Here is a 12,116-nt window from a genome sequence, read left to right as displayed (position 1 = left end):
TCGGTTTCTAAACACTAGCGCGAACGGCACGTGAACCGCAAAACGACCCGGCGTAACGCACACCACACACGCCTGCAGCCCGCCGGAAATCCGGCGGGCTGCAGGTCGAAACGGGGGTGCTAACCGCCTGTGCTGGCCGATGGGGCCGGCGCGGAGGGCGGTGTTGACGCCGGGGTGGAGGCCGGCGTGGACGGGGCGGTCGACGGCGTGACGGTGCCGTTGGCTGCCTTGGAGGCGTTCTCGAAGTTGGTCATGGCGGTGTCGAGGGCCTGCAACGCCGTCCCGTAGCGGGCGAAGTCACCGGCCTGCTGCGCCGCCTTGACCTCGGCGATGGCCTTGTCGAGCGCCGTCGCCGCCTCGGCGAGTTGCGGGGTCAGCGCGGTGCCGCCCGTTGTCGGCGGCGTGGGCGTACCCGTGTTGCCCGGTGTGGTTGTCGTGGGCCCCTGTTTCTTGCCCTGGTCGACGAGGGCGGCGAGGCCTTCCTCCAGCGAGTTGGCGAGCACGACGTACTTGCCGCCGTCCCCGTAGGACATCAGGACCTTCTGCAGCAACGGCGCGGCGTTGGTCTGCTGACTGCTCTTCACGTAGACCGGTTCGACGTAGAGCATGCCCTTGCCCACCGGTAGCGCGATCAGGTTGCCGAACAGGACCGTGGCCTGGTTGTTCGTCTGGAGCAGGTTGAGCTCCGGTCTGACCGTGCCGTTGTTGGTCATCCGTTGATGGACCTGGGCGGGTCCTGGGATGGCCGTCTCATCGGGCAGTTCGAGCACTTCCAGCCGGGGTTTGCCGTCGACGTACGAGCCGGAGATCAGCGCCGCCAGGTTCTCGCGTTTGCTCGGGGTCACCGCCGACGTGATCTGGAAGCGGGTGGAATCCTGCCCCGGCAGCTGCACGTTCAGGTAGTACGGCGGCTGTTTGCTGTTCTCCGAGCCGTCCGGCGTGTTCGGCACCGCCCAGAAGTCGTTGCCCGTGAAGAAGTCCTGGGGCTTGGTGACGTGGAAGCGGGTCAGCAGGTTGCGCTGCACCTTGAACATGTCGGCCGGGTAGCGGAAGTGGTCCGCGAGCGCCTGCGGGATCTCCGACTTCGGTTTGATCAGGTCGCCGCCGAAGGCCTTGTTCCACGCCTTGAGCACCGGGTCCTGGTCGTCGAACTCGTAGAGGGTGACCGTGCCGTCGTACGCGTCGACGGTCGCCTTCACCGAGTTGCGCATGTAGTTGATGTTGTCCCGGGCGAGCGCGAACGTGCCCTGGTTGGTGAGCTCGTCGCGGGTCTCTTCCGCCAGGTTGATCCGCTGCGCGTACGGGTACGTCGCCGCGGTCGTGTAGCCGTCGAGAATCCACTGGATCTTCCCGTCGACCACGGCCGGGTACGGGTCTCCGTCTATGGTCAGGAACGGCGCGACCTTCTCCACGCGGGTACGCGGGTCCCGCACGTACATGAGCTTGGAGTCCTTGTTGACCGCGTCCGACAGCACGAAGTTGCTCTCGGTGTTCTTGATCGCGAAGACGAGCCGGCGGAACATCGAACCGATCGGGACGCCGCCCTTACCCTCGTACGTGTAGCGCTGTTCCGCGTCACTGTCGTTGGGCTGCGGGCGGTCGAACTCGGTCTTCTTCGTGGCGTCCGCCTGGCCCACGATGGCGTACTCCGTGGACTGCTCGCCGTAGTAGATGCGCGGCTGGTCGACCTTGATCTGGTCGGTCGACGAGGACGCGCAGTTGGCCGCCTGGCTGCCGGCGGTGCCGAGCGAGCCGGAGACGAAGACCGGCAGGCCACCGCAGGCCTCGTTGGACGGGGCCGCCACCAGGCCGTACCCGTGGGTGAAGACCGTGTGCCGGTTGAGCCAGTTCTGCTGCTGGGTGGTCAGTGCCTGGTCGTTGATCTCCCGGACGCCGACGACGTAGTCCTGTGTCTTCTTGTCGATCTCGTAACGGTCGACGTCCAGCTTTGGCCCGAAGTCGTAGAAGCCGCGGACCTGCTGCGACTGCGTGAACGCCTCGGAGACCAGCTGCGGGTCGATCACCCGGACGTTCTGCGCGCTGGGATTCGACGCGAGGTCGGTCGGCGGCACGACGCTGTCGGCGCTGTAGGGGGTCACCTGCGTGTCGGATATGCCGAACGCTGCCCTGGTCGCCTCGATGGAGCGCGAGATGTATGGCGCTTCCTTGTCCGCCAGGCTCGGCTTGACCTGGAAGTTCTGCACCGCGAGCGGGTAGACGCCGCCGATCGCGACCGCGGAGATGGCCAGCAGAGCGAGGGAGACGCCCGGCCAGACCAGGTTTCGCATGATCGCGTTGGAGAACACGATGATGGCGATAGCGACCACGATCGAGATGTAGGCCAGGATCTCCTTGGCCGGCAGCAGCGCGTTGACGTCGGTGTAGCCCGCGCCGTACAGATCGGGTGAGACGTGCTGCTCCAGCAGCAGCGCCCGGCGGTCCAGGATGTACGCGACCGCCTTGAGCAGCACGAAGAGCGCCACCAGCGTGGTCAGGTGGGCCCGTGCCGCCGTGGTCATCCGGTCGCCGACGCCCTGCAGGCGCACGCCGCCGAAGATGTAGTGCACGGCGAGCGCGCCGATGACCGACAGCACCACCGCGGTGAAGGCCACGCCGAGCACGTAGCGCAGCAGCGGGTAGTCGAAGACGTAGAAGCCGACGTCCACGTTGAACTGCGGATCCTTCACGCCGAACGGCACGGCGTTCCGGAAGAGCATCCAGTCCTTCCACCGGGCCTGTCCGGAGAGCCCGGCGAAGAATCCGATGACGATGCCGATGACGGCGATCCAGGTGCCGAGGCGGGGCTGGATGACCATGCGGTAACGCTCGAGGGTGGCCTGCTCCGCCGAGTGCGGGCGCAGCAGTGGACGCAACCGGTAGGCGAGATAGAGGTTGGCCGCGATGATCACCGCCATCGCGAGCCCGATCGCCAGGAAGAGCAGCAGGCGGGTCAGCAGGATGCCGTTGAACACCTGGGTCTTGTCGACCTCGGCGTACCACAGGTAGTCGGTGTATTTGTCGATGCCCCAGCCGAGCAGCGTGAATAAGAGGAAGACCCCCACAAGGACGCCGACGGTCACGCGACCGCGACGGCTCATCCTCGGTAGGGGAGGACTGTTACGCATGACCAACGTGAACCCCACAAAGTCTCAAGACCGGTTCTTCACTTTAGGATGTTGCGTTGTTCCGCTCGGGGCGCCTGTGGATAACTCTCACGAGGCTGTGCACGGCTTTGGCGTACCGCCGGTGGTGAAGGTCTGAAGCGCACTGAGCGCGTCGTCGACAGTGGCGACCTCAGCCATCGGCAGGCCGTCGACCTTGTTCTTCAGGGCCTCGGCGCAGTTGTCGATCGGGACCAGGAAAAGCTGGGCGCCGGAGTTTTTGGCGCCCACGAGCTTCTGCGGGATGCCGCCGATCGGTCCGACGTTTCCCTCGTCGTCGATGGTGCCCGTGCCCGCGATGATCTTCCCGCCCGTGAGGTCTTCCGGCTTGAGTTTGTCGATGATGCCCAGGGTGAACATCAGGCCCGCGCTCGGTCCGCCGATCTCGTCCAGGTCGATCGAAACGGTGAACGGGTGGGGCTGCTTCTTGTCGATGGAGACACCGATGCGCGGCGTGTCGCTGCCCTCGGCCGCCTTCGTCTTGATCGTGGCGGTCTCGGACCTGCCGGCCCGGGTGTAGGAGACGGTCAGCGTAGTCCCAGCGGGCTTGGCCTGCACGAGCTGCGTGAGCTTGTCCGGGCTGGTGACCTCGGCGCCGTCGACCGCGGTGATGATGTCGTCCTTGCGCAACACGCCGACAGCCGCGCCACCCGGTGCAATATCCGTCACAAAAGTCTGGATCGGATAACCGAGCTCGCGCAGCGCCACGGTCTCCGCGCTGGACTGCGAGGACTTGAACTCCTCGGCGTTCTGCTGCTCGACCTGCTTCTCGCTCTGCTCCGGCGGGTAGATCAACTCGCGGGGCACCACGGCCTGCTCGTTGCTGATCCAGCCCCGGATCGCCCACACCAGCTCCACGCTGGGCTGCACTCCGACGGTGGTCAGGCGCAGTTGACCCGTACTCGTGGTGGTCTGCGCCTTCGTCACCTGAATGACCTCTTTGCCGTTGTCCGAGCCGAGGGTGTTGACCGTCGGCCCGGGCTTGAGAACCACGTACGGCAGGGGGAAGGCCATGACTCCGACTGCCAGCAGTGCGGTGATCAGGGCGCCGAGGATAACCGTGACACCGCGACGTCTCATGCGCGTGACCGTACCAACCGACCCTGAGTTCTCTCTGAGCTGACACCGGCATTGGGCACGAAGGCCGATTTCGCGCGTACCGTTGGGGACGTGCCTGATATCCCGTTCGGCTTCAGCCTGCCGGGCGCGCAGCCGCCCGATCCCTCCGACCCGCAGCAGATGCAGCAGTTCATGAATCAGCTGCAGCAGATGTTCGCCGCGCCTGGAAGTGGCCCGGTCAACTGGGATCTGGCCCGCCAGGTGGCGGCCAGCCAGCTGAGCGCGACCGGTGACCCAGCGGTCAACATGTATGAGCACAACGCGGTCTCCGAGGCGCTGCGCCTCGCCGACCTGTGGCTCGACCCGGTGACCGCGATGCCCTCGGGCATCCGCGACGCGACGGCCTGGAACAGAAACGAGTGGGTCTACAACACACTCGACGTCTGGAAAAAGCTGTGCGACCCGATCGCGGGCCGCATGGTGGGCGCGATGGGCGACCTCGTCCCCGAGGAGGCCCGTGCCCAGCTCGGCCCGATGCAGTCGATGGTGGCGACGCTCGGCGGCGCCCTCTTCGGCGGCCAGCTCGGCCAGGCGCTCGGCCAGCTCGCCGCGGAGGTCCTCTCCGCCGGCGACATCGGCCTCCCGCTCGGCCCGGCCGGCACGGCCGCGCTCGTCCCGGCCAACATCAAGGCCTACGGCGACGGCCTGGAGCTCCCCGAGGACCAGGTCCGCCTCTACGTAGCCCTCCGCGAGGCCGCCCACCAGCGCCTCTTCCAGCACGTCCCCTGGCTGCGAGCCCACGTGCTCAACGCCGTCGAGACCTACGCCAACGGCATCACGGTCAACCGGGAGGCGATCGAGGAGGCGATGAGCCGCGTCGACCCGCAGGACCCGGAGTCGATGCAGGCCATGGCGCTCGAGGGCATCTTCACGCCCGAGGACACCCCGCAGCAGAAGGCGAGCCTGGCCCGCCTCGAAACAGCACTCGCCCTGGTCGAGGGCTGGGTCGGCCACGTGGTCGACAGCGCCGCGGGAGACCGCCTACCCTCCGTGGGCGCCCTCGGCGAGGCATTCCGGCGCCGTCGCGCGGCCGGTGGCCCCGCTGAGCAGACGTTTGCAGCCCTGGTCGGCCTCGAGCTCCGCCCCCGCCGCCTCCGCGAAGCGGGCGCGCTGTGGACGGCCGTCACCGACGCACGCGGCGTGCAGGGCCGCGACGCCCTCTGGGACCACCCCGACCTGCTGCCGACCGACGACGACTTCGCCGACCCGCAGAAGTTCGCCCAGGCCAAGCTCGACTGGGACATCTCCGAGCTCGACAACCTCGGCAATGCACCCGACCCGTCCGGCTCGCCTGATGAAACAGACAAAAAGGATAAAGAGTAAGCGTGTCGTAGCTCGGTGGGGGCTGCAGACCGCAGCTCCCGCCGAGGTCGGTCCCGGCAACCCCAGGCGCCTTGCCGGCGCCTGAACGGGCTTGCCGGGCCCTCGGCCTGCGTGAGTGGCTAACCCCCGAGCAGCGCCCGGGTGTTCTCCCAGCCCTCCAACGCCATGTCGAGCGTCGAAAGATCCTCCGGCCCGCGCAACCGCCGCCACTCGGCAGTCGACTCCACCAGGCTGGGCTGCGGCGCCGTCCTCCGCACAGTCATAGGCGTAGCACCGTCGAGATCATGGTCGGCCAGCCACTCCGGCACGGGAAGCACCGAGGCCACGCCCAGCAGCCCCCCGCCCCGCCCGTTCGGCGCCACCGCGACAGGTTTGCTGCTCAGCGGTCTCAGGAGCTTCCCGAGGATCATCCCCGGCAGATCGGCCGCATCGGCCGCCAAAACGGCCCCCTGGTCGAATCCGGCCTGCTCAGCGGCCTTCAGAACGGGCAGCACGGTAGCCGTCGCCACCTCGAAGATCGGCGTCCCCGGCCAGGCGATCTCCCGGGCCAGCTCAAGATCGGCCGCGACCGCAGCAATGGCCGGCTCCGCCTGAGCCAGCCGAGCAAGCAGATCCACCACGTCCTCAGCCAGCGCAGCCCGCCACTTCAGCAGGTCAACCCCCGGCGGACTCCACGCAACGGGGTTCAGCAACGCCACCACGACACGTCTGGTCACACCCCGAAGGCTAGCCCGCTCGCCCCAAGCCGCCCGCGCCAGCTGCCCACTCGCCCACGCCATCGCAAACGCCAGCTGCCCACTCGCCCGCGCTATCGCAAACGCCAGCTCTCCACTCGCCCGCGCTATCGCAAACGCCAGCTGCTTGCTTGCCCGCATAAGCCGCTCAGGTCAGCCGCCCACTCGCCCACGCCGCCCACTCGCACTCGCCGCTCGCCCACGCCGCCCGCTCGCACTCGCCGCCCGCTCACGACAGCCGCCCGCTTGCTCGTGTCAGCCGCTGACGTCAGCCGGCCCTTCAGTCGTCTGCCCTTCAGTCGTCTGCCAGAACCAACCCGGTGGCCGCTGAGATGCCCTCCAGGTAGCCGCGAGCACGCTCGGCCCGGGGGTAGCGGTTGACAAGCTCCCAGAAGGCAGCGCTGTGATCAGGAACGACCAGGTGGGCCAACTCATGCAGCAACACGTAGTCGATCACCCAGTCCGGCATCTCCTGGATCCGGTGCGAGATCCGTATCGTGCCGTCATCCGGCGTACAGGATCCCCATCGGCCGTTCTGGTTGGTGACCCAACGCACACTCGCCGGAACCATGTGGCTTGCGTAATCAGGCAGATAGCGCGATATCAACTTCCGAGCGCGGCCCAGCAACTCGCTGTCGGTGCGCTGAACGCGCTCCTCGCGGGCGGCCAGCCGGGCAAGCATCCGCGCGACCCACTCGGTCTCCTCGGCACGCGAGAACCGGTCGGGAATGAGGACAACAACACGCTCGCCCTCACGATAAGCGGACACCGTGCGACGCCGACGCTGGCTGCGCCGCACTTCGACGACAGGCTTGCGCGTCCTGGCCATTACCGGCTCGCGCAGCCCAGACTCGGGTTCACATTGAAACGTTAATCCGTCAGTCCCAGGTGGCCGCAAGGGTACGGCAAACGACACGCACCCAAAATGTGAGCTTCGCCCCAGTTAATCCGAAAATATTTTCCAAACCCGCAACACAGCCCCCACCCCAGCCAACGCTACCCCGCTCAAAGATCCACTTCTCACCACCCCCACCCACCCCAAAAACCCCACCCATGCAAACACCCCCAGCACCCCCACAAACCACCTAAACCCCTCCCGACCCACCGACCCCTCCCTGCACTCCCCCCGCCTTCACTCCCCACCCCGGCCCCACCCCTCGCCGCCACATCCTTCGCCCAACCCCTCCTCCGAACGGCCAGCCCCCTCCAAGCGCCTGCCCTCTTCAGACGCCAGCCCCCTCCAGGCGGACAGGCCCCTCCAGGCGGCCAGGCCATCCGTGAGCAACGCCGACGACATCAACCCCACCGTCGCGACCAATACGGGCAAGCCACTAAGCCCTCACCGCCCAACTCGCCACACCGGCCGCCAGCCTCTCTGCCCACGCACTTCCAACCCGCCACGCCTCACGTTCCGTAACCAGCGTCGCGCTTCGCCACAAAGAGTCACCCTCGTATTGCTGGCGAGACTCCTGCCGACAGCACCCCATCTCGCGGCCCCGCGACTCCCAGGCGCAGGCCCGCATCGCCCGCCTCGCCGCCACGGCGATCAGCGCCCGCATCCATCGCGCATCCCCACTGTTCAGAGGCGCAACACAGCCACCCCGGCTCCGGCCGCCGGACTCATTCCCGTCGCTACCCGAACATCCCTTTTCTGGTGATCTGAGTAATTCGTCGGCGTGTCTGCCCGAATCTGCCCCAAAAGGGACTTCTAGACCGGCAGACTCACGACGTCGACGACACCGCCGACGCTGCGCTGACATGGAAATGGCCGGACGTGGGTAGTGACCGCCCCTAACGGGTGGCCACATTCACGTGGTCGCGGAGCGGTCCAGCGCCGAACACAGATCGCGGCCTGTCGCCGCGAGCAGCGCCCCCGGGGTGGGCTCAGGTCCCAGACCTGTTCCGCACCGGGGCACCCGGGCCGACCCGGCCGACAACATGACGAGGAGGAATCGTGGCCGACAACACGTACAACGGCTACTGCGTGAAGTGCAAGGAGAAGCGCGACTTCCAGGGCACCGTCGAGGTCTCGAAGACCGGCATGAACATGGCCAAGGGCAAGTGCCCGGTCTGCGGCACCACGGTGAACCGCATCCTGGGCAAGGCCAAGGCCTGACCGGAGGCCGACTTACCGCGGGGGTGACCATTTCGGTCGCCCCCGCTGTCGTTCCCCTCCACCCGAATCACCCGCCAGAGCCATAACCTGTGTTCAAACCACAACGTTGAGTAGTTGTCCACCCCTCCACGCGACCCTGTGGATAACTCGCTCCAGCTTGTGGATAACCGAGCAGGACAGCGGGGACGGCCTGTGGACAACGAAAGCCGTGCGCGTTGAAGACGTGACAACCTGTCACCCATGAGCCGACCTGTGCTGCATCGACCGATGCTGCTGCCGGGCCTGCCCCGCATCTGGCGAGGCGCCCACACCCTGCAGCTCGGCCTGCACCCCTCCCGCGCGGTCCTGATCGACTTCCGCGACCCCGCAACAGCCAAAATCCTCGACTTCCTGGACGGCACCCGCCCCGAGCGAGCCGTCCTCCAGGGCGCCACCACCCTCGGCATCTCCCCCGCCGAAGTCCGCACCCTCCTCGAACTCCTCCACGAAGCAGGCCTCGTGGTTTCCTCCCGCCGCCTCTTCCCCCCAGCCCTCGACGCCACAACCCGCCGCCTCCTAGCCAGCGAAGCCGGCGCCCTAGCCCTGGCCACCCACAAACTCCCCACCCACCTACCCACCACCCCAGCCCCCACCACCGACGCCCCTGCCCCGCCCAACAGCCGGGCACTAACAGACAGGCCAGCGCCACCCGACAGGCCAGCGCCACCCGACAGCGACGCGTTAGCCGATAGCGCCATCGCGCCCAACAGGTTGGCACTACCTACCGATCCGGCGCTGGCCAACAGATCAGCGCTACCCGACGGCGCCGTCACGCCAAGGCCGCCACTAACGACCGACCCAGCGCTACCCGGCAGGCCAGCGCTACCCGGCAGGCCAGCGCTACCCGGCAGGCCGGCATTGGCCGACAAGGCGGCAGCGGCCGACAACGCGGCACTCCTGCCCTACAGCTCAGCCCCGTCCGGCAGCACCGTGCCGCTGCAAAGGACGGCAGATAGTTCGGCCAGTTCAGATCAGCCAAAGAGTTCAGACGCGGCCGGCCACCCAGCCGAGGAACCCCGGAAGCGCACTCCCCAAGCCTCATCCGACACCCACCCGTCGACGCCCGCCGCGATTCTGCGACGGAGACGGTCAGCCCGGGTAGCGGTGTCAGGTCACGGCCGGCTCGGACCCGGAATCGCGGTCGCGCTGGCAGAAGCGGGCGTAGGACACGTCCACGCAGACCTCGCAGGCACAGTCACCCATCTCGACCGCATCGGCGGCCCCCTCCGGGGCGTCGAGGTGGGAACAGTCCGGACAACGGCGGTGACCGCAGCCATCAGGGAAATCGCACCGGCAACAGAGACCCGTGCAATCCGCCGCGGCCACGCCACACTGGTCGTACAGCTCTCCCACAACGAACCCGTGGCCCTCCTGGCCCTCGCCCACACCCAGCGCTTCCAGCCCTACCTGGCCGTCACCGTGCGAGAAGGAACAGCGGTGATCGGCCCCTTCGTTCCACCAACCGGTCAACCCTGCTTGAACTGCATCGCCCTCTACCGCCAATTCCAAGGAACCGAGATCCCGCCCTCTCCACCACCACCCGCCCACGGACAGCGCGCTCAAGACCACTCCCACGCCGGGCCTCCAAGACCGCGCGACCCGGGCCCCCGGGAGTCGCCGCCCCCGCAGCAGGGCAATCACAGGCCTGAGCCCCGATACGACGAGTTCCGCGTGAGCGACGAGCCCCTCGCCGTGGCCACAACGCTCGCAGCCTGCGGATACATCGTTGCTGAGGTGCTCACCTTCATCGACGGCGGCGTACCGGAAACCCTCGGAGCCGAGGTCGAAATCTCATCCCCGAGGCACATCCGACGGCGAAGCTGGATGCCCCACCCCTACTGCACCTGCACTCAGTCCCGCCGCCAACCATGAAGGCCGCAGCCCGAGCCCTGAGGTGGGGTGGAGCAGTGGGGCAATCTTTTTCAAGACGGCATTTTGGGGCTGGAGGGCACGATCTGGCCTCGGCGGGCGCGGGATGGAAGCCCCAGAAGGTGCTAAGTGCGTACGAAACGATCGGGGGTTGGAAGGGTGGTTGGGTGGGTGGGGTATCGGGGCGGGGGGTCGTTTGGCGTCACGTCGGTCACAATGATCTGGTGACCGATATCCCGCGTCGTGCGGCGTCCCGGACCGCCAAGCTTGCAGCGCTGCCTCTCGGCTTTGCCGGGCGGACGGTGCTCGGGCTCGGTAAGAGGGTCACGGGGATCGCCGGCGATGTCATTTCCGCGGAGATCCAGCAGCGCACCGCCGAGCAGCTTTTCAGCGTCCTTGGCCAGCTCAAGGGTGGGGCGATGAAGTTCGGGCAGGCGCTGTCGGTCTTCGAGGCCGCCATGCCCGAGGAGATGGCCGGGCCCTACCGGCAGGCGTTGACCAAGCTCCAGGAAGCCGCCCCGCCGATGCCGGTGGCGAGTGTGCACAAGGCACTGGCAGAGCAGTTGGGTGAGGACTGGCGGGACAAGTTCGCCGAGTTCGATGACAGTCCGGCTGCGGCGGCGAGTATCGGGCAGGTGCACAAGGCCGTCTGGAAGTTGCCGCCTTCGCGTAAGGGGGCGAAGCCGAAGACGATCACCGTTGCGGTGAAGGTTCAGTATCCGGGGGCCGGTGAGGCGCTGATCTCGGATCTCAAGCAGCTCGGGCGGCTCGCCGGGATGTTCAAGGTCATTCAGCCGGGCATGGACATGAAGCCGTTGCTCACGGAGTTGCGTGAGCGCGTGATCGAAGAGCTTGACTACGCGATGGAGGCGGAGACTCAGACGACGTTCGCGAACGCGTTCGCGGATGACGCGGAAATCTATGTGCCCCGGGTGCTGGCGTCGTCGCCTCGGGTGCTGGTTACCGAGTGGGTTGACGGAACGCCGCTGGCCAAGGTCATTACGGACGGCACGGAGGAGGAGCGGGACGAGGCCGGGCGGCTCATGGCGACGCTGCACTTCTCGGCGCCGGCTCGGGCCGGGTTGCTGCATGCTGACCCGCACCCCGGGAATTTCCGGATCCTTCCTGATGGCCGACTGGGTGTCATCGACTTCGGGGCGGTGGCTCGGTTGCCGGAGGGCCATCCCGAGCCGATCGGGCGGCTGGTTCGGCTCGCCCTCGACGGCGACGCTGACGGGGTTGCGGACGGGCTGCGTGAAGAAGGCTTCATCAAGCCGGATGACGAGCTTGACGCCCGGGCGGTTCTCGACTTCCTGCGGCCGATGATCGAGCCGGTTGCCGTGGACGAGTTCCGGTTCACCCGCGCCTGGATCCGCGCCGAGGCTACCCGGCTCTCCAGCCCCCGCTCGCCGGGCTTCCAGCTGAGCCGCAAGCTGAATCTTCCGCCGTCCTACCTGCTGATCCACCGGGTGACGCTCGGCTCGATCGGAGTCCTGTGCCAGCTGGAGGCCAAAGCGCCGTACCGGACGATTCTCGAGAAATGGCTCCCCGGGTTCGCCCCCGTCTCCTGATTCAGCCCGGGGAGTGAAGGCGCCGGGCATGAAGGCGCCGGGGATGGGAGCGCCGGGCATGCAAGCCAGCGGCGTGAGAACGCCGGGGATGCAACCCACGGACATGAGAACACCCGGCATACAACCCACGGACATGAGAACACCCGGCATACAACCCACGGACATGAGAACACCCGGCATACAA

Annotated in this window: 8 protein-coding genes; 3 read left to right on the top strand and 5 right to left on the bottom strand. The window is 67.3% G+C overall.

What is annotated here, in order from left to right:
* Positions 1-119: 119 nt before the first annotated feature.
* Both Ahu01nite_RS28620 and Ahu01nite_RS28615 read right to left on the bottom strand, forming a co-directional pair.
* Positions 120-3,125 (bottom strand): UPF0182 family membrane protein, encoded by a 3,006-nt coding sequence (locus tag Ahu01nite_RS28620; protein ID WP_203839760.1) that lies wholly within the window; start codon positions 3,123-3,125, stop codon positions 120-122.
* A gap of 87 nt (positions 3,126-3,212) precedes the next feature.
* On the bottom strand, positions 3,213-4,241 hold the full coding sequence (locus tag Ahu01nite_RS28615) for a YlbL family protein (RefSeq protein ID WP_203839759.1): 1,029 nt from the start codon (positions 4,239-4,241) through the stop codon (positions 3,213-3,215).
* Positions 4,242-4,331: 90 nt separating this feature from the next.
* Between Ahu01nite_RS28615 and Ahu01nite_RS28610 the strand changes: the two genes are divergently transcribed.
* Entirely contained in the window at positions 4,332-5,603 is a 1,272-nt protein-coding gene (locus Ahu01nite_RS28610; protein ID WP_203839758.1) for a zinc-dependent metalloprotease, read from the top strand.
* Between the two features lie 119 nt (positions 5,604-5,722).
* On the opposite strand, the gene Ahu01nite_RS28605 is transcribed toward Ahu01nite_RS28610, so the two are convergent.
* Positions 5,723-6,319 (bottom strand): hypothetical protein, encoded by a 597-nt coding sequence (locus tag Ahu01nite_RS28605; RefSeq protein WP_203839757.1) that lies wholly within the window; start codon positions 6,317-6,319, stop codon positions 5,723-5,725.
* A 313-nt stretch (positions 6,320-6,632) separates the two neighbouring features.
* Positions 6,633-7,166 (bottom strand): M48 metallopeptidase family protein, encoded by a 534-nt coding sequence (locus Ahu01nite_RS28600; RefSeq protein WP_203839756.1) that lies wholly within the window; start codon positions 7,164-7,166, stop codon positions 6,633-6,635.
* 1,125 nt (positions 7,167-8,291) lie between these two features.
* Between Ahu01nite_RS28600 and Ahu01nite_RS28595 the strand changes: the two genes are divergently transcribed.
* A complete protein-coding gene (locus Ahu01nite_RS28595) occupies positions 8,292-8,453 on the top strand; it encodes a DUF5679 domain-containing protein (protein ID WP_015625326.1) in 162 nt (53 codons plus the stop codon).
* Positions 8,454-8,687: 234 nt separating this feature from the next.
* On the opposite strand, the gene Ahu01nite_RS28590 is transcribed toward Ahu01nite_RS28595, so the two are convergent.
* Entirely contained in the window at positions 8,688-8,939 is a 252-nt protein-coding gene (locus tag Ahu01nite_RS28590; RefSeq protein WP_203839755.1) for a hypothetical protein, read from the bottom strand.
* Positions 8,940-10,585: 1,646 nt separating this feature from the next.
* Between Ahu01nite_RS28590 and Ahu01nite_RS28585 the strand changes: the two genes are divergently transcribed.
* A complete protein-coding gene (locus Ahu01nite_RS28585) occupies positions 10,586-11,932 on the top strand; it encodes an ABC1 kinase family protein (protein ID WP_203839754.1) in 1,347 nt (448 codons plus the stop codon).
* The last annotated feature ends 184 nt before the right edge of the window (positions 11,933-12,116 follow it).

The organism is Winogradskya humida (genome assembly GCF_016862215.1).
GTDB lineage: Bacteria > Actinomycetota > Actinomycetes > Mycobacteriales > Micromonosporaceae > Actinoplanes > Actinoplanes humidus.
Note: the sequence above shows the minus strand (reverse complement) of the source record. Positions and strands in the feature narration are given on the sequence as shown.